General features: G+C 68.6%; 23 protein-coding genes. 10 read left to right on the top strand and 13 right to left on the bottom strand.

From position 1 onward, the window contains the following. Positions 1-22 precede the first annotated feature (22 nt). Positions 23-751, bottom strand: coding sequence for a lipoyl(octanoyl) transferase LipB (gene lipB / locus AC3FMM_RS22095; RefSeq protein ID WP_115707722.1), 729 nt, complete (start codon positions 749-751; stop codon positions 23-25). Between the two features lie 159 nt (positions 752-910). Next, complete coding sequence (locus AC3FMM_RS22090; protein ID WP_488687489.1) at positions 911-1,279, bottom strand: DUF2917 domain-containing protein; 369 nt, start codon at positions 1,277-1,279, stop codon at positions 911-913. Between the two features lie 260 nt (positions 1,280-1,539). Here AC3FMM_RS22090 and AC3FMM_RS22085 point away from each other — a divergent pair, with 260 nt between their 5' ends. After that, on the top strand, positions 1,540-2,496 hold the full coding sequence (locus AC3FMM_RS22085; protein WP_115679087.1) for a transcriptional regulator GcvA: 957 nt from the start codon (positions 1,540-1,542) through the stop codon (positions 2,494-2,496). 1 nt (position 2,497) lies between these two features. Here AC3FMM_RS22085 and AC3FMM_RS22080 read toward each other — a convergent pair whose 3' ends face one another. The 7 genes from AC3FMM_RS22080 to AC3FMM_RS22050 form a co-directional block, all read right to left on the bottom strand. Beyond that, entirely contained in the window at positions 2,498-3,574 is a 1,077-nt protein-coding gene (locus tag AC3FMM_RS22080) for a tyrosine recombinase XerC (RefSeq protein WP_488687488.1), read from the bottom strand. Positions 3,575-3,598: 24 nt separating this feature from the next. Continuing rightward, a complete protein-coding gene (locus tag AC3FMM_RS22075) occupies positions 3,599-4,285 on the bottom strand; it encodes a DUF484 family protein (RefSeq protein WP_115707718.1) in 687 nt (228 codons plus the stop codon). Between the two features lie 140 nt (positions 4,286-4,425). Continuing rightward, entirely contained in the window at positions 4,426-5,568 is a 1,143-nt protein-coding gene (gene rodA / locus AC3FMM_RS22070) for a rod shape-determining protein RodA (RefSeq protein ID WP_115707716.1), read from the bottom strand. Positions 5,569-5,579: 11 nt separating this feature from the next. Next, entirely contained in the window at positions 5,580-7,886 is a 2,307-nt protein-coding gene (gene mrdA / locus AC3FMM_RS22065; protein ID WP_116312015.1) for a penicillin-binding protein 2, read from the bottom strand. A gap of 60 nt (positions 7,887-7,946) precedes the next feature. Continuing rightward, positions 7,947-8,459 (bottom strand): rod shape-determining protein MreD, encoded by a 513-nt coding sequence (gene mreD, locus AC3FMM_RS22060; protein ID WP_012351397.1) that lies wholly within the window; start codon positions 8,457-8,459, stop codon positions 7,947-7,949. Continuing rightward, positions 8,456-9,421 carry a rod shape-determining protein MreC gene (mreC, locus tag AC3FMM_RS22055; protein ID WP_115707712.1) on the bottom strand — a complete coding sequence of 322 codons (966 nt, stop codon included), beginning with the start codon at positions 9,419-9,421 and terminating at the stop codon, positions 8,456-8,458. Before mreC ends, mreD begins: the two co-directional genes overlap by 4 nt. 196 nt (positions 9,422-9,617) lie before the next feature. Then, complete coding sequence (locus AC3FMM_RS22050) at positions 9,618-10,661, bottom strand: rod shape-determining protein (protein ID WP_008648066.1); 1,044 nt, start codon at positions 10,659-10,661, stop codon at positions 9,618-9,620. A gap of 602 nt (positions 10,662-11,263) precedes the next feature. Between AC3FMM_RS22050 and gatC the strand changes: the two genes are divergently transcribed. The 5 genes from gatC (at position 11,264) to gatB (ending at position 16,311) form a co-directional block, all read left to right on the top strand. Further along, positions 11,264-11,563: an Asp-tRNA(Asn)/Glu-tRNA(Gln) amidotransferase subunit GatC gene (gene gatC / locus AC3FMM_RS22045; protein WP_018006687.1), complete on the top strand. Its 300-nt coding sequence runs from the start codon at positions 11,264-11,266 to the stop codon at positions 11,561-11,563. A gap of 76 nt (positions 11,564-11,639) precedes the next feature. After that, positions 11,640-13,145 carry an Asp-tRNA(Asn)/Glu-tRNA(Gln) amidotransferase subunit GatA gene (gene gatA, locus AC3FMM_RS22040; RefSeq protein ID WP_488687486.1) on the top strand — a complete coding sequence of 502 codons (1,506 nt, stop codon included), beginning with the start codon at positions 11,640-11,642 and terminating at the stop codon, positions 13,143-13,145. A gap of 2 nt (positions 13,146-13,147) precedes the next feature. Continuing rightward, positions 13,148-13,606: a hypothetical protein gene (locus AC3FMM_RS22035; protein ID WP_115707709.1), complete on the top strand. Its 459-nt coding sequence runs from the start codon at positions 13,148-13,150 to the stop codon at positions 13,604-13,606. 35 nt (positions 13,607-13,641) lie between these two features. Next, positions 13,642-14,763 carry a dienelactone hydrolase family protein gene (locus AC3FMM_RS22030; RefSeq protein WP_488687485.1) on the top strand — a complete coding sequence of 374 codons (1,122 nt, stop codon included), beginning with the start codon at positions 13,642-13,644 and terminating at the stop codon, positions 14,761-14,763. Between the two features lie 90 nt (positions 14,764-14,853). Continuing rightward, positions 14,854-16,311, top strand: coding sequence for an Asp-tRNA(Asn)/Glu-tRNA(Gln) amidotransferase subunit GatB (gatB, locus tag AC3FMM_RS22025; RefSeq protein WP_115707705.1), 1,458 nt, complete (start codon positions 14,854-14,856; stop codon positions 16,309-16,311). Between the two features lie 267 nt (positions 16,312-16,578). On the opposite strand, the gene AC3FMM_RS22020 is transcribed toward gatB, so the two are convergent. After that, complete coding sequence (locus tag AC3FMM_RS22020; protein ID WP_488687484.1) at positions 16,579-17,283, bottom strand: tetratricopeptide repeat protein; 705 nt, start codon at positions 17,281-17,283, stop codon at positions 16,579-16,581. Between the two features lie 144 nt (positions 17,284-17,427). Further along, the gene (locus AC3FMM_RS22015) at positions 17,428-18,399 is read right to left on the bottom strand and encodes a magnesium and cobalt transport protein CorA (protein ID WP_116312013.1); all 972 of its coding nucleotides are present in this window, start codon (positions 18,397-18,399) and stop codon (positions 17,428-17,430) included. A gap of 218 nt (positions 18,400-18,617) precedes the next feature. On the opposite strand from AC3FMM_RS22015, the gene minC reads away from it, so the two are divergent. The 4 genes from minC (at position 18,618) to AC3FMM_RS21995 (ending at position 21,992) form a co-directional block, all read left to right on the top strand. After that, positions 18,618-19,418, top strand: a complete 801-nt coding sequence (gene minC / locus AC3FMM_RS22010; protein WP_115707700.1) for a septum site-determining protein MinC — start codon at positions 18,618-18,620, stop codon at positions 19,416-19,418. Between the two features lie 67 nt (positions 19,419-19,485). Further along, on the top strand, positions 19,486-20,301 hold the full coding sequence (gene minD / locus AC3FMM_RS22005) for a septum site-determining protein MinD (RefSeq protein ID WP_115707698.1): 816 nt from the start codon (positions 19,486-19,488) through the stop codon (positions 20,299-20,301). A gap of 21 nt (positions 20,302-20,322) precedes the next feature. Beyond that, complete coding sequence (gene minE / locus AC3FMM_RS22000) at positions 20,323-20,577, top strand: cell division topological specificity factor MinE (RefSeq protein ID WP_012351386.1); 255 nt, start codon at positions 20,323-20,325, stop codon at positions 20,575-20,577. A 335-nt stretch (positions 20,578-20,912) separates the two neighbouring features. Continuing rightward, positions 20,913-21,992, top strand: a complete 1,080-nt coding sequence (locus tag AC3FMM_RS21995; protein WP_115707696.1) for a porin — start codon at positions 20,913-20,915, stop codon at positions 21,990-21,992. A gap of 51 nt (positions 21,993-22,043) precedes the next feature. Here AC3FMM_RS21995 and AC3FMM_RS21990 read toward each other — a convergent pair whose 3' ends face one another. Together AC3FMM_RS21990 and AC3FMM_RS21985 are read right to left on the bottom strand one after the other, a co-directional pair. Further along, positions 22,044-22,823 (bottom strand): sensor histidine kinase, encoded by a 780-nt coding sequence (locus AC3FMM_RS21990; protein ID WP_488687483.1) that lies wholly within the window; start codon positions 22,821-22,823, stop codon positions 22,044-22,046. Beyond that, positions 22,820-23,548, bottom strand: coding sequence for a response regulator transcription factor (locus tag AC3FMM_RS21985; RefSeq protein WP_115681359.1), 729 nt, complete (start codon positions 23,546-23,548; stop codon positions 22,820-22,822). Before AC3FMM_RS21985 ends, AC3FMM_RS21990 begins: the two co-directional genes overlap by 4 nt. Positions 23,549-23,579: the final 31 nt, after the last annotated feature.

Here is a 23,579-nt window from a genome sequence, read left to right as displayed (position 1 = left end):
ACGGCGTGCATTTCGCTTTTGACTAGGAGGCCAGGGCCGGGGCGGCAGGTTCTTCGGCCGCCAGCACGCGAGCCTCGTGCGCTGCCAGCACCTCGCACAATGCAGCCGCCAGGCGCTGTGCGATTTCGGGTTGTGTTGCCGCGGTCACGGGCACAGGGGCGCCATCGGCATCCGCCACCGGGCAGGTGGCGCCCGCGCTGGCCATGTCGACTGTTTCCAGCCCGGCATAGCCGCAGGGATTGATGCGCAGGAACGGCGACAGGTCCATCTGCACGTTGAGGCTGACGCCGTGGTAGCTGCAGCCGTTGCGGATCTTGAGGCCGAGCGCGGCAATCTTGGCGCCCTGGTGCGGCCCGCCGGACAGGTAGATGCCGGGGGCGCCGGGCTTGCGTTCGGCTGCGAGATTATACGCCGCGAGCGTGTCCAGCACGGCCTGCTCGATGCCGTGCACCAGCTCGCGCACCATCAGCCGGCGGCGCCGCAGGTCCAGCAGCAGGTAGGCCACCACCTGCCCCGGGCCGTGATAAGTGATCTGCCCGCCACGATCGATCTGCACCACCGGAATCCGCTCGTCCGGGGCCAGCAGGTGCGCGGGGTCGCCCGCCTGGCCCAGCGTGTAGACCGGCGGATGCTCGACCAGCCAGACCTGGTCGGGCGTCTCGGGGGTGCGTGCGGCGGTGAAGGCGCGCATCGCGTCGAAACACGGCTGATAGTCCTCGCGGCCGCGTTCGATGACTTGAATCGGATGCATGGCGAGAGTGTAACGAAAAGGGCCGGCTTGCGCCGGCCCCGACCTGGCCCCATTCAGCGTGCCCGGGGCGGGCAACCGTCCGATGCGTCACGCGACCAGACCAGGCGCAGATGGCCCCGGTCCCGGTGCGATGCGGACGTTGCCCCGCCCGGCTCCGCTTCAGGAGGCGGTGACCCGGTCCTGGTTAGGCGTCCACTCGGTGCCTCGAACCAGCCGGCGCAGGCTGCGGTACACCAGGTGAGGGAGGTCGGCCAGCGCCAGCGCCGGGCGGCGGGCCTTGGCGATCAGCGCCAGCCGCACCGGATGCAAGGCGCGCGGGTCGATGCTGAGCACCACCTCGTCGCCCGGGCGCAGCAGCAGGCTGCCGCCACAACGCAGCCAGTAGTCCTCCGAATCGTTCTCGCGGGTCAGCCATACGTCGGTACCGCGGGCCTCTGCAATGTGCAGGCGCTGCGCGGCGTGCACCGACAGCGTGGTGACTTCGCCAGGATGCAGGGTGAACTCGGTCGTTGTGAGCACGGTTTTCATGGTGGTTCTCCGTTCAGCCGGCCCTGGCGGGGATACGCCAGACGCAGCACGGATTCGCGGCGGGCCGCAGGAACTGGCCCGGCAAGGGGACCAGGCCAGTTAAATCCTGCGGATATCGCCGTGAAGCTCGCGGTGAAGCAGTGTGCAAAGCGGGGGCCGGTGATGAGATATTAGTGATTGCCCGACCACTATCAAAACGATATATTTTCTTTGTTCTTGTTAGCCAATCTCACATAACCACCGATCGCCTGGAGACGGCCATGGCCTGGAAGAGCGCCTGGGAGAAAGACCTGCCGCGCGGCTGGCACCGCGAACTGCCGCGCCTGCCGGCGCTGACCGCGCTGCGCGCGTTCGAGGCCGCGGCGCGGCACGAGAGCTTCTCGCGCGCCGCCACGGAGCTGTTCGTCACCCACGGCGCGGTCAGCCACCAGATCCGCGCGCTCGAAGACGAACTGGGCATGCCGCTGTTCGAGCGCCACGGCAAGCGCGTGGCGCTGACGCCGGCGGGCCGGCTCTATGCCGAGCGCGTGCGCGACGCGCTGCTGCAGATCGCCGATGCCACGCGCGCGCTGCAGGCCGGCAACCGCGACAAGCGCCTGACCATCAGCACCATGCCGTCGTTTGCCGCACGCTGGCTGACGCCGCGCATCGGCAGCTTTATCGAGCGCCACCCGGAACTGGATGTCGAACTGCTGTCGTCCAACACGCTGGTCAACTTTGCCCACGAAGAAGTCGATATCGCGCTGCGCATGGGCAGCGGCGACTATCCCGGCCTGTATGTGGAGCGGCTGCTCGACGACGTCTTCTTCCCGGTCTGCAGCCCCGCCTTCAATGGCGGGCGGCTCCCCGAACGGCCGCAGGACATGGCGGGCATGCCGCTGCTGCGCGGCGAGGGCGATCCGTGGAAGCCGTGGTTCGAGGCCGCCGGGCTGGACTGGCCCGAGCCGCGCAAGGGCTTGCTGCTGGAAGATTCGTCGCTGCTGCTGCAGGCTGCCTCGGAAGGCCAGGGCATCGCCCTGATCCGCTCTTCGCTGGCCTGCAACGACCTGCTGTCCGGGCGCGTGGTGCGGCTGTTCGACGTCAGCATCCCGTGCCCGTGGCTGCTGTACTTCGTGTGCGCGCCGGGTTCGCTGAACCTGCCCAAGGTGCAGGCCTTCCGCGGCTGGCTGCTGCCCGAGATCGAGCGCTTCCGAGAGGTGCTGGCGCAGTGGGAGTGAGTCAGTCTTGCGGGGTGTCGTCGACGTGCGCCGCGCTGGCAGCGGCATCGGCTGCCGGCTTTGCGCGCGCCCGGCCGGCGCGCGGGTGAGCCTTGTCGTAGACCTTGGCCAGGTGCTGGAAATCCAGCGCGGTGTAGACCTGCGTGGTCGAGATGCTGGCATGGCCCAGCATCTCCTGCACCGCGCGCAGGTCGCCAGATGACTGCAGCATGTGCGTGGCGAAGGAATGCCGCAGCATGTGCGGATGCACGTCGGCCGGCACGCCGGCGCGCAGCGCCTGCTGCTTGAGCCGCAGCTGCACGGTGCGCATCGACAGGCGCCGTCCGCGCGGACCGAGGAACAGGGCATGGGCGTCCTCGGGCGCGGCGCCCGGCCGCAGCAAGCCGTCGCGCACCGCCAGCCACGCCTGCAGCGCCGCGAGGGCCTTGCTGCCGACCGGCACCGAGCGCCGGCGCGAGCCCTTGCCGGTTACGGTGACCTCGGCGCCGGCCAGGTCGAGCCAGCCGCTGGAGCGGTAGCCGTCGGCATCGGCATAGCGCAGGTCCAGTTGCACCAGCTCGGACAGCCGCAGCCCGCTCGAGTAGAACAGTTCGTAGACGGCCTGGTCGCGCAGCGCCTCGGCGTCGGTGCCGGCAGGGTGCGCCACCAGCGCCACCGCGTGCTCGACCGACAGCGCCTTGGGCAGCGCGTGCCCGGAGCGCGGCGCGCGCACGCCGTCGACCGGATTCACGCTCACGCCATGGCCATGGCGCGCCGCCCAGAGGTAGAAGCCGCGCCATGCCGACAGCGCGCGCCCGATACTGGTGCCGACCAGTCCGGCGGCATGCAGCCGTGCGGCGAAATTGCGGATATGGTGGGTCTGCAGCGCCAGCAGCGCGACGCCCGGCGCATGCTGCGCCGCGTGCGCCTGCAGCACGCGCAGTTCGCGCGCATAGCCCGACAGCGTGTGCTCGGCCAGCTTGCGGCTGCCGCGCAGCCAGTCGAGATAGCGCGTGACCAGCGGGTCAGGCGGCGGCGCTTCGCCGCCGGCGGGAGCGGACGGCGCGACCACATAGCGCGGCGGCCGGCGTGCAGTCATGGCGTCATGCCGAGAGCCGCGGCTTCAGTCGCGCAGCCGCTTCAGCGCGGCGCCCGCGACCTCGCCGATCTGCGACAGGTAGGCGGTGCCCATGCCGTCGTGGAAGCGGCGCGGATCGGGCGAGCCGAGCACCAGCAGGCCAAAGGCCGCGCCACGCACGTCGGCGCCGGCCTCGGCCTCGCCGGCGCGCAGCGGCACGCGCAGCGTCACCATCGCCAGCGAGGTGATATCGTCGCGCTCCAGCAGGCTGGCCGCCTCGAAGCCGCTGTTGCTGCCGCAGTACGGCGCACGCAGGCCTTCGGCGAAGATGCGCAGGTCTTCGCCGGCGCCCTGCGCCACTTCCATGTGCGCGTACTGTTCGGCGACATCCCACAGCCTGAGCGCCACCGCCGGCACGTCGAACACCTGCCGCAGGCCGTCCTGCACCGCATACGGCAGCGCATGCGAATCGGCCTCGGCCAGCAGGCGCAGTTGCCAGTCGTGCAGGCGCTGCTGGGTGCGGTCGTTCTCGTGGCCATGGCGGACCAGGTCCGCCAGGCGCAGCTCCAGGCCCTTGTTCTTCTCGCGCAGGATTTCCATCTGGCGCTCCTGCAGCGACACGGCGCGATGGCTGTGCGGGCTGGTCAGCTGCACCGCGGCCAGCAGCTCGGCATGTTCTTCGAAGAACTCGGGATGGCTCTGCAGGTAGGCGGCAACGTCTTGGGCGTTCATGGGGCGTGGACCGGTAGAGGTAAAGTGGGTGGCAGTTTAGCAAAGGGGGCGCCAAGCGCACGGCGAAGGCGGTCGCGCCGCGCTGGCAGGCTCCCTCTCCCGCAAGCGGGAGAGGGGAGCAAACCACCGGCGTGCCCCCGCTACGTCTGGATCAGCCGCTTCTGCCGCGAAATGCTCATCAAGATGCCGATGCCCGCGCCCAGCGTCACCAGCGCGGTGCCGCCGTAGCTGAGCAGCGGCAGCGGCACGCCCACCACCGGCAGGATGCCGCTGACCATGCCCATGTTGACGAAGGCATAAGTGAAGAAGATCAGCGTGATCGATCCCGCCAGCAGTCGCGAGAACAGCGTCGGCGCATTGGCCGCGATAAAGAGCCCGCGGAAGATCAGCAGCAGGTACAGCACCAGCAGCACCGCGTTGCCGATCAGGCCAAACTCCTCCGAGTACACGGCGAAGATGAAGTCGGTGTGCTTTTCCGGAATGAACTCCAGGTGGGTCTGCGTCCCCTTGAGCCAGCCCTTGCCCTCGACCCCGCCCGAGCCGATCGCAATGATCGACTGGATCGTGTGGAAGCCCTTGCCGAGCGGATCGCTGGTCGGATCCAGCAGCGTGCAGACGCGGTGCTGCTGGTAGTCGTGCAGCACCGGCCAGTTCACGCCTGGCGCGCACATGTCGTTCTGGAACGTGATCAGCAGCGTGATGGCGACCACCAGGATGCCCATCAGCGGCAGGATCAGCTTCCACGACAGCCCGGCGAAGTAGATCACGTACAGGCCCGCGGCCATCACCAGCAACGCCGTGCCCAGGTCGGGCTGCTTGGCGATCAGGCCCACCGGGATCAGCAGCAGCCCCAGCGCGACGATGAAGTCGAACCAGCGGATCACGCCTTCGCGCTTCTGGAAGTACCATGCCAGCATCAGCGGCATCGAGATCTTCATGATCTCGGACGGCTGGATCACCATGCCGACATAGAGCCAGCGGCGCGCGCCCTTGCGGATCAGGCCGAACATGGCCACCGCGATCAGCAGCGCCACCCCCACCGTATAGATCGGCACCGCCACCCGCATCAGCGTCTGCGTCGGCAGGTAGGCGATCACGAACATCACCACGTACGACAGCAGGATGTTGCGCAACTGGTCCTCGACCCGGCCGGGCATGTCGATGGCGGCCGAGTACAGCGCCACGATGCCCGTGGCGAACAGCAGGAACACGATCAGCGAGAGCGGCTTGTCAAAACCGGTCAGCGCGCTCTTGACCAGGGACATGACGCGGCGTCGATCCATGCGCGTCTCCTTCAGCGGGTGGCGTCGGCACCGCTGGCTGCCTTGGCAGCGACGGGCTTGACGCGTGGTTTGGGCGCGGGCGCCTTGGCCGGCACGACCGTCGCGGAGGCCGGCGCGGGGGTCTGCGGCTTGCTGTGGCCCAGCGCCTGCAGCATGCGCTGGTCCAGCGTCTGCACCGCCGAGGCCGGGGCGATGGCGTCCGGGTCCAGCATCGCGGCGATCGCCTCCGGCGTCGGCACCTGCGCGGCCGAGGCCGCCGCCACCGCGCTGGCGTCAGCGCCGCTGGCCGGTGCGCCGCCGCTGGACATCACCGTGGCACTGGCAATGCTGGCGGTCTGGCCGGTGGTGAAAACGCTCGGCGTATCCACCGGCGCGCGGCCGGCCACGCGCTCGCCGGCGGGCGGCGCGATCGCCTCCAGTTCGGCGGGCCACTTGCCGGTCAGGTAGTAGTCCATCACCTTGCGCGCGATCGGCGCGGCCACCGCGGCGCCGAAGCCGGCGTTCTCGACGATCAGCGCGATCGCGATCTTGGGGTTGTCGGCTGGCGCGAAAGCGGTGTACAGCGAGTGGTCGCGCTTGTGCTCGGCGAGCGCGTGGTGGTTGTACTTCTCGCCCTTGGACAGGCTGTAGGTCTGCGCCGTGCCGGTCTTGCCGGCGGATTCGTAGGCGGCGCCGGCAAACACGCGCGCGGCCGTGCCCGAGTGCGTCACCGCTACCATGGCGCGCTTGATCACGTTGATGTCGGCCTGCTTGAACGGGATGGTGTAGCTTTCCTTGGGCACGGTCAGCGTGCGCTTGCGCGTGACCGCGTCCTCGATGGCCTTGACCAGGTGCGGCTTCATCACCTTGCCGTCGTTGACGATCACCGAGGTGGCCTGCGCCAGCTGCAGGATGGTGAAGCTGTTGTAGCCCTGGCCGATGCCCAGCGAGATGGTCTCGCCCTCGTACCACTTCTGCTGCTCGGGCTTGCGGTAGGCGCGGCGCTTCCAGTCGGTCGACGGCAGGATGCCGCGGCTTTCGCCTTCGATGTCGATGCCGGTGATCTGGCCGAAGCCCAGCGGCTTCATGAAGTCATGGATGCCGTTGACGCCCATGTCGCGCGCCAGCGCGTAGTAATAGGTGTCGCACGAATGCACGATCGAGCTGTGCATGTCGACCCAGCCGTGGCCGCCCGGCTTGTCGTCGCGGAAGGTGTGGTTGCCCAGCGTGAAGAAGCCCGGGTCGGACATGCCCCACGCCGCGGTGCGCTTGCCGGTGGTCAGCGCGGCCAGCGCCATGAACGGCTTGTAGGTCGAGCCCGGCGGATAGGTGCCCCGGAGGGGTCGGTTCAGCAGCGGCTTGTCGGGCGAGCCGTTGAGCTCGTTCCAGGTATTGGTGTCGATGCCCTCGACGAACAGGTTGGGGTCGAAGGTCGGCTTGGAGACGAAGGCCAGGATGTCGCCGGTGGACGGCTCGATCGCCACCAGCGCGCCGCGGCGGTTGCCATAGAGCGCCTCGGCCAGCTGCTGCAGGCGGATGTCGAGCGACAGGATCAGGTTGTTGCCGGGCGTGGCGGGCGAGGTCGACAGCGTGCGGATCGGGCGCCCGCCCGCGCTGACTTCCACTTCCTCGAAGCCGGTCAGCCCGTGCAGCTCGCTCTCGTAGCTCTGCTCCAGGCCAATCTTGCCGATGTAGTTGGTGCCCTTGTAGTTGTCGGCATCCTTGCGCGGATCGTACTTGGCGCCGTCGGCGTCGTTGGCCTCGTCCATGGCCTCGATGCGCTCCTGGTCGCGCTGCGAGATCCGGCCCAGGTAGCCAACCACGTGCGAGGCCGACTCGCCCAGCGGGTACTGGCGGAACAGCCGCGCGCGCACGTCGACGCCGGGGAAGCGGAAGCGCTGCGCGGAGAAGCGCGCCACCTCGGCATCGGTCAGCTGGCTGCGGATCGGCAGGCTTTCGAAGCTGCGCGACTCCTCCATCAGCCGCTTGAAGCGGCGCCGGTCGCGCGGCTGGATCTCGACCAGGCCGGACAGGCTCTCGATGGTGTTGTCGAGCGTATCGGTCAGCTTGGACGGGGTGATCTCCAGCGTATACGCCGAATAGTTGCGCGCCAGCACGATGCCGTTGCGGTCCATGATGATGCCGCGGTTGGGCTCGATCGGCGCCACCGAAATCCGGTTGTCCTCGGCCTTGGCCGAGTACTGGTCATGCTTGTACCACTGCAGCCACAGGAAGCGCGAGAACAGCAGGCCGAAGCAGATCACCGTAAACAGCGCCGCGGCCGCCACGCGGATGCGGAAGCGGCCGATTTCCAGTTCGACGTTGCGGATTTCGGTCATGGTACTGCGTGGCCTGGAGAAATCGGGGGTGGACGGTGGCGTGCGATGGCGATGGCGGCGTCAGATCGGCCGGGTCTCGTCGACATCGGTCGAGCGGCGCTGCGGCGCCAGCAGCAGGCTGGTGGCCAGCGGCCACAGCAGCGCCTCGATCGCCGGCGCCAGCAGCAGCGGCCAGCCCGGCAGCGGCGCGCCCATCGCCAGCCGGATCAGCACCGGCACCGCGTGGGCGATAAACAGCAGCGGCAGCACATGCAGCGCCTGGGTATAGACCGTGAACCACAGCACGCGGCGGTGGATGGTGATGGCGAAATAGGCCAGCAGCGTGTACGCCAGCGCATGTTCGCCCAGCAGGCGGGCATCGTGCACGTCCATCAGCAGGCCGAGCAGGAAGGCCACGCCCATGCCCACCTTGCGCGGCTGGTGGATGTTCCAGAACACCAGCACCAGCGCCACCATGTCCGGGATCCACAACGTGGTGCCCCACGGCATCAGGTTGAACAGGAACGCCAGCACGAAGCTGAAGGCGATAAAGGCCGGGTTGACCGGCCGCAGCAGGTATTGGGGATTGGTCACCGTGATGCCTCCTTGGCGGGCGCCGCCTTGCCGGCCGCGGCGCTGTCGGCGGCGGCGCGCGCCGCGGCGGACTTGGCGCCCTTGACCGGCGCTTCCGGCCGGGCCTCGACCGCTTCGCGCGCCGGGATGTTGGCGTCGTAGCGCACCACCAGCAGCTGGCGGTGCGCGCGCACGCCGGCCACCGGCTCGCAATACACGCGCGAAAACGCGGTATCGGCCTTGCGCTCGATCTGCACGATCTTCGCCACCGGCAGGCCCGGCGGATAGGTGCCGTCCAGGCCCGAGGTCACCAGCAGGTCGCCCTGCTGCAGGTCGGCGGCAGCGGCCATGAAGCGCAGGTCCAGGTGGCCCGCGCGCGCGCCGCCGAAGGCCACGCTGCGCAGGCCGTTGCGCACCACCTGCACCGGAATCGCCTGGTCCTTGTCGGTCAGCAGCGTCACCTCGGACTGGAACGGCGACACGCGCGTCACCTGCCCGACCACGCCGCGCTCGTCGATCACCGGATAGCCGGCGCGCAGGCCGTGCTGGCTGCCCTTGTCGATGACGATGCGCTGGCTGTACGGGTCGCGCGCGTCATACAGGATCTCGGCCGCGGTCACCGGCGTGGCCGACTGCTGCGCCAGCCCGAGCAGCTTGCGCAGCTGGTGGTTCTCGGCCTCGAGCTGCGCCTGGCGCACCGAGGCCTGGGCCTGCTGCACCGCGTTCTGGCGCAGTTCGCGGTTCTCGGTGGCGAGCATCGCCGACGACTGCGCATAGTCGAACATGGTGCGCAGCGCGTCGCGCGGCGCCAGCACCAGGCGCTCGACCGGCATCAGCACGGTGGCGGCAACCTGCCGGCCCACGCGCAGCGCGTCGAAACGGGCATCGACCACCAGCAGCGCCAGCGCGATGCCCACGTACAGGACCAGCCTGGCGACGGCCGAGGTGCCTTGCTTGAAGAGCGGCGGAGGGGAGTAATCCATTTACCCGAACAAAGGCCGGAGGCCACGCGGAAACGCCCCGCCGCCCGCCGTGGCGCGCCCCGCCCCCTGGCGGGGACAGGCGCGGCACGGTCGGGCGGCGGGAGCTGCCAGGGCCCGGCCCCGGCGGATGAGGCGCCGCGACGCCGCCATGATCGGTCGATCCGGCAGGCCGCGCATCGCCACGTGAGCGTCCTTCTTACTCGTAGGAGAAGATGCTGCCCAGCTTGTCCATGCGTTCCAGCGCCATGCCGGAGCCGCGCACCACGCAGGTGAGCGGGTCTTCGGCGACCAGCACCGGCAGGCCGGTTTCCTCGGCCAGCAGGCGGTCCAGGTCGCGCAGCAGCGCGCCGCCGCCGGTCAGCATCATGCCGCGCTCGGCGATGTCGGCACCCAGTTCGGGCGGGGTCTGTTCCAGCGCGATCTTCACCGCGGACACGATCTGGTTCAGCGGATCGGTCAGGGCTTCCAGGATTTCATTGGACGACACCGTGAAGGCGCGCGGGATGCCTTCGGACAGGTTGCGGCCCTTGACTTCCATCTCGCGGACTTCGGAGCCCGGGAAGGCCGAGCCGATTTCCTTCTTGATGGCCTCGGCGGTCTGCTCGCCGATCAGCATGCCGTAGTTGCGGCGGATGTAGTTGACGATGGCCTCGTCGAACTTGTCGCCGCCGACGCGCACCGAACCCTTGTAGACCATGCCGCCCAGCGAGATGATGCCGACCTCGGTGGTGCCGCCGCCGATATCCACCACCATCGAGCCCGACGGCTCCGACACCGGCAGGCCGGCGCCGATCGCGGCCGACATCGGTTCCTCGATCAGGTACACCTGGCTGGCGCCGGCGCCCAGCGCCGATTCGCGGATGGCGCGGCGCTCGACCTGGGTCGAGCCGCACGGCACGCAGATGATGATGCGCGGGCTCGGGCGCAGCAGCTTGCTGTCATGCACCATCTTGATGAATTGCTTGAGCATCTGCTCGGTCACGGTGAAGTCGGCGATCACGCCGTCCTTCATCGGGCGGATCGCCTCGATATTGCCCGGCACCTTGCCCAGCATCTGCTTGGCTTCCTTGCCCACCGCCGTGATGGTCTTCTTGGCGTTGGGGCCGCCCTCCTGGCGGATCGCAACGACCGAGGGCTCGTCCAGCACGATGCCCTTGTCGCGCATGTAGATCAGCGTGTTGGCGGTGCCGAGGTCGATCGCCAGGTCGTTGGAGAAGTAGCTGCGGAGAAATCCGAACATCAGGAATCCTGTCTGTGATGGGGTTCGCGGGTAAGCGAAGCGGCCGGCGCCGCGAGCGGCCCGGCCACGAAATGGGTTGTGTTGCGTTGAATACGGAATGGTTCTCGGCTTCCCGCTCCGCCCGCCGCCCGGGCCGGAGGCTGTCCGGCCGGATGGGAATGGGATCGGTACCGCCGGCGCACCGTGCGCGCCGGCCCTACGGGAACCTTTGATTAGACCCCGCCGAAAAGTTCGCGGAAATGTGCAGGCGCCGGCGCATCATGCTGCTTGTCGCGCAGCATGCGGAGACCGGCGGCAAGGCCTAATCAGAGGACCCAGGTTTGCCCTTCGGGCGCCTTCGGACACCGGGCGCACAGGCGCCGGACGCAGGCCATGTGGCGTAGGCGTTGCCAAAGGTCGGTAACTCGCAATGATACCTTATAATTCTGGCGACTTCGGGCGTTTACAGCCTGAAAATACCTGCAATTCTGGCGACTGCGGCGTGCCCACCGGCGCCTGCGGTCAGGCTTCGGGCCGTGCGACGCAATGGCCCGTGAGCCAGCCGCCGGCGCAGCCCGCGCCGCCCTTCGTATCCCAGTATCCGAGCATCGACCCACCACGCCATGGCCCTCGACCTATCCGACGTCAAGCGCATTGCCCACCTCGCCCGCATCGAAACCAGCGATGACGAGGCCGCCCAGACGCTTGCGCAGCTGAACAACTTTTTCTCGCTGGTCGAGCAGATGCAGGCGGTCGACACCACCGGCATCGAGCCGCTGGCGCATCCGCTGTCGGCAGTGCGCGACATGGTCCAGCGCCTGCGCGAGGACGTGGTCACCGAAGCCGACCGCCGCGCCGATTACCAGCGCCCCGCGCCGGCCACCGAAAACGGCCTGTACCTGGTGCCCAAGGTCATCGAATGACCCTTGCCCGGGCCGTGCCGCCAGCCGCGCCACGGTCCGCCCGCCAGTACAACACCCCTGATGCCAACCGACTGTCATGCCCTTTTCCGCTGATTCCGTGACCTCCCTGCGCCAGCTTGCCGACGCCCTGGCCGCGCGCTCCGTCTCCGCCGAGGAACTCGCGCGCGAGTACCTGGCCCGCATCGAGCAGGCCGCCGCGCTCAACGCCTTTATCCACGTCGATGCCGAGCTGACCCTGGCCCAGGCGCGCGCCGCCGACGCACGCCGCGCGCGCGGCGAAGCCGCGCCGCTGACCGGCGTGCCGGTCGCGCACAAGGATGTGTTCGTCACGCGCGGCTGGCGCGCCACCGCCGGCTCGAAGATGCTGGGCAACTATGAAAGCCCGTTCGACGCCACCGTGGTCGAGCGCATGGCCGCCGCCGGCATGGTCACGCTGGGCAAGACCAATATGGACGAGTTCGCGATGGGCTCGTCCAACGAGAATTCGCATTTCGGCCCGGTACGCAACCCGTGGGACGCCAGCCGCGTGCCCGGCGGCTCGTCGGGCGGCTCGGCCGCGGCCGTCGCCGCCGGCCTCGCGCCCGCCGCCACAGGCACCGACACCGGCGGCTCGATCCGCCAGCCGGCGTCGTTCTCGGGCATCACCGGCATCAAGCCGACCTACGGCCGCGTGTCGCGCTACGGCATGATCGCCTTTGCCTCGTCGCTGGACCAGGGCGGCCCGATGGCCCACACTGCCGAGGACTGCGCGCTGCTGCTCAACGCCATGGCCGGCTTCGACCCCAAGGACTCGACCAGCATCCCGCCCGCGCAGGGCGGCGTGGAGGAGGACTACACCCGCCTGCTGGGCCAGCCGCGCGCCGGCGCCAGCGCCGAGCGCCCGCTGGCCGGCCTGCGCATCGGCCTGCCCAGGGAGTACTTCGGCAAGGGCCTGGCGGCCGACGTCGAGCAGGCCGTGCGCGCGGCGCTGGCCGAGTACGAGAAGCTGGGCGCGACGCTGGTCGAGGTGTCGCTGCCCAAGACCGAGCTGTCGATCCCGGTGTACTACGTGATCGCGCCGGCCGAGGCCTCGTCCAACCTGTCGCGCTTCGACGGCGTGCGCTACGGCCACCGCGCCGCCGAGTACCGCGACCTGCTCGACATGTACAAGAAGACCCGTGCCGAAGGCTTCGGCGCCGAGGTCAAGCGCCGCATCATGGTCGGCACCTACGTGCTGTCGCACGGCTACTACGACGCCTACTACCTGCAGGCGCAGAAGATCCGCCGCATCATCGCCGACGACTTCCAGCGCGCGTTCGCCCAGTGCGACGTGATCATGGGCCCGGTGGCGCCGACGGTGGCATGGAAGCTGGGCGAGAAAACCTCGGACCCGGTGCAGATGTACCTGGCCGATATCTTCACGCTGTCGACCAGCCTGGCCGGCCTGCCCGGCATGAGCGTGCCGTGCGGCTTCGGCGCGGGCAACATGCCTGTCGGCCTGCAGCTGATCGGCAACTACTTTGATGAAGCGCGCCTGCTGCAGACCGCGCACGCGTTCCAGCAGGCGACCGACTGGCACCTGCGCCGCCCCGCCAAGGCCTGACCATGACCCGCGCCCTGCTCCGCCTGCTTGCCGCCGCCGCGCTTGCCGCGCTGGTGGCCGGCTGCATCCAGCTGCCGATCATCGGCAAGCCCACGCCGATCGCCAGCCGCGACATCGACCTGGCCGGCGACTGCCGCCGCACCGAGGAAGACGGCTTCCGCGAAGACGCGCAGCTGCGCATTGCGGACAACAGCGTGCAGCAGCTGTCGTGGAAGCTGTGGGTCGGCAAGCGCGGCTCGTGCAGCTTCAACCTGGCCGAATTCCGCCAGGTCCAGAAGAAGCCGCATATCGAGCTGCGCGCCAACGACGGCAGCGGCTGCAAGCTGATGGTGTGGCAAGATCCGCGCCGCGTCACGCTGGCGCACGCCAACTGCCAGCAGCGCTGCACCCCGGGCATCTATGAAGAGGCCTGGCCAGTGATGTTCGAGCCGGGTACCGGCGCCTGCGCCCGCACGCGCTGAAGCCACAGTCGCCACCGAAGCCACAGCAGCCGGCCATGGTCCACGCCCACCTCCCCCCGCAACACGCGCCGCGCGCCGCCCGTCCGGCGGGCGCGTGGCTGCGCGCCGCGGTGGCGCTGGGCTTTGGCACGTGGCTGGCCGGCGCCGCGGCGCATACGCCGGACCTGATGGCCCCCGCACTGGACGCGCCGGCACCGCTGACGCCGGCGGGCGTGCTGGCGCCAAACGCCGTGAGCCGGGCCGCGCCCGCCTCGTCGGCAGCCGCCAGAACTGCAGTCGCGCCCGTGCCCGCGCAGCGGGTCCAGCTGCGCGGTGATGCCGCCACGCCGGCGCTGAGCGCCTACTGGTTCCTGCCGCGCGAAGGCGCCACGCCGCGCGCGCTGCCGGTGGTGGTGGCGCTGCACGGCTGCGGCGGCCTGCTGGCGCAGCGCGCCGCGCGCGACGGCACCGCAGGGACAACCGCGACGGCAGCGGGCACCGACACCGCCGATGTTGCCGCGCTGCTCCAGCAACGCTACCGCGAATACGCGCACTGGCTCACCGAACGCGGCTACGCGGTGCTGATGCCCGACAGCTTCAGCGCGCGCGGCAGGCCCCACGGCATCTGCGCCGAGCCCGTCGACAACCGCGCCATCGACGACCGCACCCGCCGCGCCGACGCGCTCGCCGCGCTGCGCTGGGTGGCGCAGCAACCCGCCGTGGACGCGTCGCGCATCGTGCTGCTGGGCTGGTCGAACGGCGCGCAGGCGGTGCTGGCCACCGTCGACGCCAGCCGCCCGTGGCCGGCCGGCACGCCGCTGGTCGAGCGCGCGGTGGCGTTCTATCCCGGCTGCAAGCGCGCGGTGCAGCAGCACAGCTTCCGCCTGCGCTCGCCGCTGCTGCTGATGATCGGCGGCGCCGACGACTGGACCCCGGCGACCCGCTGCGCCATGCTGCAGAGCGCGGTGCAGGCGCGCCAGCCGGGCGCGCGCTTCCGGCTGGAGATCTACCCCGGCGCCTATCACGGCTTCGACGGCACCAGCGAGCTGCATCGGCGCACCGACGTGCCTGCCGCAGCCATGCGCAAGAGCCAGAGCGTCACCGTCGGCGGCGACGCGGTAGCGCGCGTGGCCGCGCTGGCCCAGCTCGACTCCTGGCTGGCCAGCCCCGACCCCTGACGACCACGCCATAACCAGACAGAACACCGGGGCGGCGCTGCCGCTCCCCCGCAACAGACAACACCGAAAGAACCGAACAGGAATACCGCCATGCAATGGGAAGTGGTGATCGGCCTCGAAACGCACGCGCAGCTGTCGACGGCCTCCAAGATTTTTTCCGGCACCTCCACCGCCTTCGGCGCCGAGGCCAACACGCAGGCATCGCCGGTGGACCTGGCGCTGCCGGGCGTGCTGCCGGTGCTCAACCAGGGCGCGGTCGAGCGCGCGATCCAGTTCGGCCTGGCGATCGGCGCCACCATCGCGCCGCGCAGCGTCTTTGCGCGCAAGAACTACTTCTACCCCGACCTGCCCAAGGGCTACCAGATCAGCCAGTATGAGATCCCGGTGGTGCAGGGCGGCACCATCACCATCCAGGTCGAGGGCAAGCAGGGCGAGTCCTACGAAAAGACCGTCAACCTGACGCGCGCGCACCTGGAAGAAGACGCGGGCAAGTCGCTGCACGAGGACTTTGCCGGCATGACCGGCATCGACCTGAACCGCGCCGGCACGCCGCTGCTGGAAATCGTCACCGAGCCCGACATGCGCAGCGCCGCCGAAGCGGTGGCCTACGCCAAGGCACTGCACTCGCTGGTGGTGTGGCTGGGCATCTGCGACGGCAACATGCAGGAAGGCAGCTTCCGCTGCGACGCCAACGTCTCGGTGCGCCCGCTCGGCCAGAAGGAATTCGGCACGCGCCGCGAGATCAAGAACCTGAACTCGTTCCGCTTCCTGCAGCAGGCCATCGAATACGAAGTGCAGTGGCAGATCGCAGAAATCGAGGACGGCCGCAAGATCCAGCAGGCCACCGTGCTGTTCGACCCGGACACCGGCGAAACCCGCGCCATGCGCACCAAGGAAGACGCACACGACTACCGCTACTTCCCCGACCCGGACCTGATGCCGCTGGAGATCGAACCGGCCTGGATCGATCGCGTGCGCAATGCGCTGCCGGAGCTGCCGGCCGCGATGCAGGCGCGCTTTGTCTCGCAATACGGCCTGTCGGCGTATGACGCGACCACGCTGACCGCAACCAAGGCATTCGCTGCCTACTACGAGGCCGTGCTCGCCGATGCCGGCGCCGCCAACGCCAAGCCCGCCGCCAACTGGCTGATGGGCGACGTGGCCTCGCAACTGAACCGCGAAGGCATCGCCATCGACGCCGCCCCGGTCACGCCTGCGCAGCTGGCCAGGCTGCTGGCGCGCATCGCCGACGGCACGGTCTCGAACAACACCGCCAAGAAGGACGTGTTCCCGGCGATGTGGGCAGGCGAGCACGGCGGCGACGCCGATGCCATCATCGCCGCCAAGGGCCTGAAGCAGATGTCCGACAGCGGCGAGCTGGAGAAGATCATCGACGACGTGCTGGCGGCCAATGCCAAGTCGGTCGAGGAATTCCGCTCGGGCAAGGAAAAGGCGTTCAACGCGCTGGTCGGCCAGGCGATGAAGGCGACCAAGGGCAAGGCCAATCCGGCGCAGGTGAATGAACTGCTGAGGAAGAAGCTGGGCTGAGTGCAGTCACTCGCCCGGTGGTTTGCTCCCCTCTCCCGCTTGCGGGAGAGGGGCCGGGGTGAGGGCGGCGGGTCAAAGGCTGAAGCCCGTGGGTTAACACCGTTGGCCTTGCTTTAGGTGGTACCTCGCTAGCCCACCCCTCACCCCTACCCTCTCCCCATGAGGGGAGAGGGAGAACACCTTGCTAAGGCTAGCTCGGGCGGCTTTGGAGCACCCAAAACCGCTATCCTCTTTGTGTGTCGGGCAGCTTATGTTGGGCAGTTCTGCCTACATCCCCGCCCTTCCCCGCACCGTCTCCTCCAGCAAAGACCTCAGCTTCGCCAGCGCCCCCGGATCCCCGTGCGCCGCGGAGCGCGCGTACCAGATCTTCGCCTGCTCTAGATCCCGGTCGACCACGCCCGGCTCGCCACGCTCATAGAAACTGCCGACGATGTACTGCGCGCCGCCGTTCCCCGCGCTTGCCGCGCGCTGGTACCACGCAAACGCCTGCGCGTAGTCGCGCGGCACGCCGCGGCCGGTGAAGTAGTTCGTCGCCAGTTCCATCTGCGCCTGCACGTGGCCGCCCTGCGCCGCGCGCTCATACCAGCGGTTCGCCTCTTCCAGCGATTTCGGCACCAACTCGCCGCGCTCGTACAGGTCGCCCCAGGTGTATTGCGCATGGGTCATGCCGTTGTCGGCTGCCTTGCGCAGCCACACCAGCGCTTCTTGCGGCTGCGCGGCGGTGCCCTCGCCGCGCAGCAGCATCATCGCGTAGTTGAATTGCGCGAGGCGGTTGCCCTGGCGCGCGGCGGCGGAGAAACCCTGCAGAGCCTGGTCGAAGCGGCCCGACTCGTAGGCCGCGACAGCGTCGCGGGTCTGCGCCTGCGCCGGCGCGGGCGGCTGCGGTGCCGCGGCGGCGGTTGGCAACAACACCAGCCACGCGCAAAACGCGCCGGCCAGCACGGCGGCATGCGGGAAACGGGCTTTCGACATGGCGGACTCCGGCGCGAGGCCTTCTTTGCTTCAGTGTAGGAGTCCGCCGAGGTGCCCGGTAGCGACTGCATTATCTACACGAATAATCAACTAGCTGAGAATTCAGCTATGATCATTCGTCGCACCAATAATCCGAACGCTGGCTCAGATCCAGCCCGCGCGGTGCAGCCGCCGCCACAGCGCGCCGCAGGCCACCGCGGTCACGCCGATCACGGCCGGGTACGCGTAGTGGATCTTGAGCTCGGGCATGAAATCGAAATTCATGCCGTAGAGGCTGAACACCACGGTCGGAATCGCCAGGATCGCGCCCCAGCCGGCCAGCCGCTTTACCACTTCGTTCTGGCCGACGGTCACCAGCGCAAGATTGACCTGCACCGCGGTGGTCAGCATTTCGCGCACTACGTCGAGCGTGCGCACCAGCCGGCTGGCGTGGTCTTCGATATCGCGGAAATAGGCGCGCAGCTCCTTCGGCACCAGTTCTTCGTGCAGCCGGATCAGCTGGCCGCACATGTCCTCGACCGGGCTGACCGCATTGCGCAGGCGCAGCACCTGGCGCTTGACCTGGTACAGGCGCTCGATCGCGGCGCGGTCGAACTCGTCGCGGAAGATGCCCTGCTCGAGCGCCTCGAAGTTGTCCTCCAGGCGCGTAACGATGGGCAGGTAGTGGTCGACGACGAAGTCCATCAGCGCGTACAGCACATAGCCGGGCCCGTTGGCCAGGCCGTGCGGGTCGTGCTCGCAGCGCTCGCGCACCGGCGCATAGGTGCTGCTGGCGCCGTGGCGAACCGAGACCACGTAGTTGGGGCCGACGAACAGATGGGTCTCGCCGACCACGACTTCGTCCTGCACCAGCTGCGCGGTGTTGAGCACCACGAACACTGAATCGCCGTAGGCCTCGAGCTTGGGCCGCTGGTGCGCGTTGGTCGCGTCTTCGACCGCGAGGTCGTGCAGGCCGAAGGCCTGCTGGGCCTGCCGCAGCAGCGCCAGGTCGGGCTCGTGCAGGCCCAGCCAGACGAAGGTGCCGGGCACCGCCAGCATCGCCGGGATTTCCTCCATGCCTACCGTGCCCAGCCGCTTGCCCTGCCGGTAAGCCACGCAATTGACGATGGCGCCCATGGAAACTCCGCTGATCAGATGGCGCAATCGTAACAAGGCTTTGCACGATGCCCGCGCCGCGCGATGCCGAGGCCGCGCAAGCCGCGCCGGCCACACTTGCGCCGCGCCACCGGCGCGCGCATGGAGCCCACGCGCCACCTGCGGTACATATCGATCCAATTGTTACAGTTCGCGACAGATACGACGTTAGAATGTGGCATTTCCACGGTCACCCGGCTATGTCCCAGAAGAAAACGCCACGCTTCGAGCTGCGCAGTGGCAACGTCGACGCCCTCCTTCTCGCCCTCCAGACCGCCGACATGGCTGCGCTGCGGGATGACCTCCTCACCCGCTTCGAAGCCACCCCCGACTTCTTCTCCAATGACGTGATCGCGCTGGACCTGCGCGCGCTCGACGATGACAGCGAAGTCGCGCTCGGCACCGTGATCGACACGCTGGCCACGCTCAAGGCCCGCGCCATCGGCGTGGTGGCCCGTGCCGGCCAGCGCGAGTGGGCCGAGCGCTTCGGCCTGCCGCTGCTCGACAGCCAGGCCCGCCGCAACGGCGCCGCCGAGCGTGCCGCCGAGGCCAAGGCCGCTGTCGCCGCGGAACAGGCCGCCGCCGAACAGGCGGCGCGTGAAGAAGGCGCCCGTGCCGCGGCCCAGGCAGCCACCGACGCCGCCGTCGCCGCGGCCGTGCGCCAGACCCAGACCCTGCTGATCGACAAGCCGCTGCGCTCCGGCCAGCAGGTCTACGCGCATGGCGACGTGGTTATCATGGACGTGGTCAGCTACGGTGCCGAGGTCATCGCCGAAGGCAACATCCATATCTATGCCCCGCTGCGCGGACGCGCGCTGGCTGGCGTCAAGGGCAACACTGCCGCGCGCATCTTCAGCACGTGCATGGAGCCCGAACTGATTTCCATCGCCGGCATCTACCGGACCGCGGAGCAGACGCTTCCGGCCGATGTGCACGGCAAGACCGCCCAGGTGCGCCTGGCCGATGAAAAACTGATCCTCGAAGCGCTGCGGCTCAAGTAACCGCGGCGCTCATCGGGACCGGATCACAGAGAGCGCAAGCTTCAACTTATTACTGGACCAAAGAGCCATGGCAAAAATCATCGTTGTGACCTCCGGCAAGGGAGGCGTCGGCAAGACCACCACCAGCGCCAGCTTTGCCGCCGGCCTGGCCCTGCGCGGCCACAAGACTGCCGTGATCGACTTCGACGTCGGCCTGCGCAACCTCGACCTGATCATGGGTTGCGAACGCCGCGTGGTGTATGACCTGATCAACGTGGTGCAGGGCGAAGCCAACCTGCGCCAGGCGCTGATCAAGGACAAGAAGTGCGAGAACCTGTTCATCCTGCCGGCCTCGCAGACGCGCGACAAGGACGCGCTGACCAAGGAAGGCGTGGAGAAGGTCATCAACGGCCTGATCGAGATGGACTTCGAGTACATCATCTGCGATTCGCCCGCCGGCATCGAGTCGGGCGCGCTGATGGCGATGTACTTTGCCGATGAGGCCCTGATCGTCACCAACCCGGAAGTGTCGTCGGTGCGCGATTCGGACCGCATCCTCGGCATCCTGTCGTCCAAGACCAAGCGCGCCAGCGAGGGCGGCGACCCGATCAAGGAACACCTGCTGATCACCCGCTACAACCCCAAGCGCGTGCATGGCGGCGAGATGCTGTCGCTGACCGACATCCAGGAAATCCTGCGCATCAAGCTGATCGGCGTGGTGCCGGAATCGGAAGCGGTGCTGCACGCCTCCAACCAGGGCACGCCCGCCATCCACCTGGAAGGCAGCGACGTGGCCGACGCCTATGGCGACGTGGTGGACCGCTTCCTCGGCAAGGACAAGCCGATGCGTTTCACCGACTATCAGAAGCCGGGGCTGTTCTCGCGCATCTTCGGCAACAAGTAACGGTCAAGGAGGGCTCACCCCATGTCGATCCTTTCCTTCCTGCTGGGAGAGAAGAAGAAGTCCGCGTCAGTCGCCAAGGAGCGGCTGCAGATCATCCTGGCGCACGAGCGCACCGGCCATTCCGCCCCCGCCGACTACCTGCCCGCGCTGCAGCGCGAGCTGGTGGCGGTGATCTCCAAGTACGTCAAGATCGGCGACCAGGACCTGCGCGTCAGCCTGGAACGCCAGGACAACCTCGAGGTGCTCGAGGTCAAGATCGAGATCCCGCAGCACTGAGCACGGGACCCGGCAGCGCCGGGTCCATGCGGGGCTCGTCGCCCCGCCCCTTCCTTCTCCCCCCTCCTTCCCACCCTCCCGCTCCAACGCCCCGCCGCCGTGCCAGCGCGCCGCCGAGGCTTCTCCGCTGCGCTGCCGTATCACCCAAATGCAGAATTCTGTAGCGGCCAGACAACGGAATTGCACCAATTTCCTGCTTGAAAGCGCGGCTCCACGGAGTTTTGTGTCCTTGTTCCTTACGTTTTGTTAAATTTTCGCGGCGTTTACAGGAAACGTAGACCTTATCCCCGCCGTGATCCGGCGAAGGGCACAGTACAAGACAGAAAAGGAGCACCATGAAGAAATCGGCCATCGTCCTCGCAGCCGGCAGCCTGTTGGCAGGTTCGGCTTTCGCACAATCCTCCGTCACCCTGTACGGCATCGTCGACCAGAGCATCCGCTTCCAGACGAACGCGAACGCCAACAATGACAACTCGTGGGAACTGACCAACGGCGCCGTCACCAACAGCCGCTGGGGCATCAAGGGTAGCGAAGCCCTGGGCAACAACCTGAAGGCGATCTTCCAGCTGGAAAATGGCTTTGATCCGGACACCGGCCGCGCCAACCAGAATGGCCGCCTGTTCGGTCGTCAGGCCTACGTGGGCCTGAGCGGTGACTTCGGCACGATCAAGCTGGGCCGCCAGTACACCGAAGGCTTTAACTTCTTCGGCGACTACGATCCGCTGACCATCGGCAACTACACCAACAACGCCTGGCCGTTCTTCCTGACCAACTTCCGTAACGACAACGTGGTCAGCTACGGCGGCAAGTTCGGCGGCCTGGACGTGGGCGCCAGCTACGGCTTCGGCGAGCAGCCGGGCAGCATGAGCCAGAACCAGTACTGGGGCGCGCGTGCCGCTTACACCTTTGGTCCGTTCGGCATCGGCGGCGTGTACCAGGAAGTCCGTAACACCACCGGCGAGAAGCAGCAGATGTGGGGCGCTGCCGGTAAGTACTCGATCGGCCCGGCCAAGATCTTCCTGGGCTACATCGGCGGCAAGGACCGCACCGGTTCGGTTGATGCTTCGCTGAACTTCACGGGCGGCGCCACGCTGAACCCGATCCCGGCTGGCGGCAACGCTGCAGCCAATCCGCGCAAGGACACCATCGGCTACATCGGCGTGACCTACCAGGCCACCCCGGCGCTGGCCCTGACCGGCGTGTTCTACGGCGACTACGTCGAAAACGTCAACGGCGTGAACGACAACAACGGCCGCCGCTACACCGGCGTGCTGCTGGCCGAGTACTCGCTGTCCAAGCGCACCCAGGTCTACGGCACGGTTGACTTCAACAAGGTTTCGGGCGGCACCATCACCGAAATGCCGGGCCGCAACAACCAGACCGGCGCTGCCATCGGTATCCGCCACATCTTCTGATCGATTCCTGATCAGCAGTCACTGGCAAAAGGCACCTTCGGGTGCCTTTTTTCATGGGCGCGGCCGGCGCCGCAGCCACAGGTACCAGCCGGCCTGCGCGGCAGCGGCTTGCATCGGCTGCAGCGGCTGCATCGGCTGCATCGGCACCAGCAGGCCACCATGGCGGGCCACCACGCGCTGCGCGCACAGCAGCGCGGGACCGGGCCGCGCCAGCTGCGCGGCGCCCGCATCATCGGCGGGCTCGAACACGATCGACACCGCCACGCCACCGGCATGGCCGCGGCACGCGGTGCGCACGGCCGCGCCATGCGCCGCCGCGCCGATGGCGCTGCTAAGCAGCCATTCCAGCGTAGCGGCGAGCATCCCCGCGTCGCCGCCGATGCGCGGCAGGCGCCCGGCCGGGCGTTCGAGCCGGATGCCGGCCGCGCCGGCCTCGGTCCAGACGCGGTCGAGCGCTTCATCGAGCAGAGTTTCCATGGCGAGCCGCCGCATCCGATAGGCATGCCGCGTTTCGCGCAGCAGCCGGTTCAGGTCGTCGATATGGCGCAGCGAGCGGCGCGCATGGCCGTCCACCTGCGCCAGCAGCGCCGCATCGGCCTGCGACCGGGTCTGGCGCAGCGCCAGCCACGCCAGCAGCGAGGCATTGGGCTCGCGCAGGTCGTGGCCCAGCGCATGCAGCAGCATGTCGTGCACGGCGGCCGGATCGCGCACGTCGCAGCCACCTGCTGGCGCCTGCACCGCAGCCCCGCTGCGGCTGCGTCGCGCCAGCCAGCAGCCGCCCAGGCACCACGCCGCAGCAAGCAGCGCAAGGCGCAGCGGGCGCGCCGTCATGCCGCGGCCCGCTCGGCGTGTGCCAGGCGCTCCAGCCGGTACCCGTGCGTATAGACCGGGGTCAGCCGCATGCCGCGCCCGGCCTGCAGCCCGAGCTTGCTGCGCACGCGCGACACGTGGGTATCGATGGTGCGCGACATCGGCGAGATCTCGCGGCCCCAGACCGCGGCGGTGATGTGGTCGCGCGTGACGATGCGGCCTTCGTGGCGGAACAGCAGCACCGCAAGATCGAACTCCTTGGGCGTCAGGCCGATCGGCTGCCCGTTGCAGGTGACCCGGCGCAACGCGCAGTCGAAGGCGTAGTCGCCCAATCGCAGCGGCGCGTGCGGCGACGCCTGCGCGGGATACGCGCGCCGCAGCAGGCATTCGATGCGTGCGGCCAGCTCGGCCGGACGGATCGGCTTGACCATGTAGTCATCGGCGCCCGCGGCGAGCGCGCTGACGATGTCGTGCTCGGCATCGCGGCAGCTCAGGAACATGACCGGGATGCGCCGGTCCAGGTGGGTGCGCACCCAGGCCAGCACCTCGCGCCCGGACAGGTCCGGCATCTGCCAGTCCAGCAGCAGCAGGTCGAAGCCGGCGTCGCGCAGCGCCAGCAGCAGGCGCCGGCTTTCGCTGAAGCTGACGCATTCGAATCCCGCGCTGGCGACGACCTGGCGGATCAGCGCCGCATCCGCGGGCGCGTCCTCGAGCGATGCAATGCGCGGTGCCGTTTTCTTTCCCATGTTGCCTCCGACGTAGCTGGCCATCAGCGGG

The sequence above is a fragment of the Cupriavidus sp. 207A1 genome (assembly GCF_057798955.1).
Note: the sequence above shows the minus strand (reverse complement) of the source record. Positions and strands in the feature narration are given on the sequence as shown.

What these genes read in the sequence shown, in the direction of transcription:
- gatA (WP_488687486.1), top strand. Translation starts at nt 11,640, where the DNA reads ATGCCCTTTTCCGCTGATTCCGTGACCTCCCTGCGCCAGCTTGCCGAC.
- mrdA (WP_116312015.1), bottom strand. Translation starts at nt 7,886, where the DNA reads ATGACCGAAATCCGCAACGTCGAACTGGAAATCGGCCGCTTCCGCATC.
- AC3FMM_RS21990 (WP_488687483.1), bottom strand. Translation starts at nt 22,823, where the DNA reads ATGACGGCGCGCCCGCTGCGCCTTGCGCTGCTTGCTGCGGCGTGGTGC.
- AC3FMM_RS22080 (WP_488687488.1), bottom strand. Translation starts at nt 3,574, where the DNA reads ATGACTGCACGCCGGCCGCCGCGCTATGTGGTCGCGCCGTCCGCTCCC.
- AC3FMM_RS22035 (WP_115707709.1), top strand. Translation starts at nt 13,148, where the DNA reads ATGACCCGCGCCCTGCTCCGCCTGCTTGCCGCCGCCGCGCTTGCCGCG.
- minC (WP_115707700.1), top strand. Translation starts at nt 18,618, where the DNA reads ATGTCCCAGAAGAAAACGCCACGCTTCGAGCTGCGCAGTGGCAACGTC.
- AC3FMM_RS22090 (WP_488687489.1), bottom strand. Translation starts at nt 1,279, where the DNA reads ATGAAAACCGTGCTCACAACGACCGAGTTCACCCTGCATCCTGGCGAA.
- AC3FMM_RS22075 (WP_115707718.1), bottom strand. Translation starts at nt 4,285, where the DNA reads ATGAACGCCCAAGACGTTGCCGCCTACCTGCAGAGCCATCCCGAGTTC.
- AC3FMM_RS22085 (WP_115679087.1), top strand. Translation starts at nt 1,540, where the DNA reads ATGGCCTGGAAGAGCGCCTGGGAGAAAGACCTGCCGCGCGGCTGGCAC.
- rodA (WP_115707716.1), bottom strand. Translation starts at nt 5,568, where the DNA reads ATGGATCGACGCCGCGTCATGTCCCTGGTCAAGAGCGCGCTGACCGGT.
- minE (WP_012351386.1), top strand. Translation starts at nt 20,323, where the DNA reads ATGTCGATCCTTTCCTTCCTGCTGGGAGAGAAGAAGAAGTCCGCGTCA.
- AC3FMM_RS22030 (WP_488687485.1), top strand. Translation starts at nt 13,642, where the DNA reads ATGGTCCACGCCCACCTCCCCCCGCAACACGCGCCGCGCGCCGCCCGT.
- lipB (WP_115707722.1), bottom strand. Translation starts at nt 751, where the DNA reads ATGCATCCGATTCAAGTCATCGAACGCGGCCGCGAGGACTATCAGCCG.
- AC3FMM_RS22015 (WP_116312013.1), bottom strand. Translation starts at nt 18,399, where the DNA reads ATGGGCGCCATCGTCAATTGCGTGGCTTACCGGCAGGGCAAGCGGCTG.
- gatB (WP_115707705.1), top strand. Translation starts at nt 14,854, where the DNA reads ATGCAATGGGAAGTGGTGATCGGCCTCGAAACGCACGCGCAGCTGTCG.
- mreC (WP_115707712.1), bottom strand. Translation starts at nt 9,421, where the DNA reads ATGGATTACTCCCCTCCGCCGCTCTTCAAGCAAGGCACCTCGGCCGTC.
- gatC (WP_018006687.1), top strand. Translation starts at nt 11,264, where the DNA reads ATGGCCCTCGACCTATCCGACGTCAAGCGCATTGCCCACCTCGCCCGC.
- AC3FMM_RS21995 (WP_115707696.1), top strand. Translation starts at nt 20,913, where the DNA reads ATGAAGAAATCGGCCATCGTCCTCGCAGCCGGCAGCCTGTTGGCAGGT.
- minD (WP_115707698.1), top strand. Translation starts at nt 19,486, where the DNA reads ATGGCAAAAATCATCGTTGTGACCTCCGGCAAGGGAGGCGTCGGCAAG.
- AC3FMM_RS22020 (WP_488687484.1), bottom strand. Translation starts at nt 17,283, where the DNA reads ATGTCGAAAGCCCGTTTCCCGCATGCCGCCGTGCTGGCCGGCGCGTTT.
- AC3FMM_RS22050 (WP_008648066.1), bottom strand. Translation starts at nt 10,661, where the DNA reads ATGTTCGGATTTCTCCGCAGCTACTTCTCCAACGACCTGGCGATCGAC.
- AC3FMM_RS21985 (WP_115681359.1), bottom strand. Translation starts at nt 23,548, where the DNA reads ATGGGAAAGAAAACGGCACCGCGCATTGCATCGCTCGAGGACGCGCCC.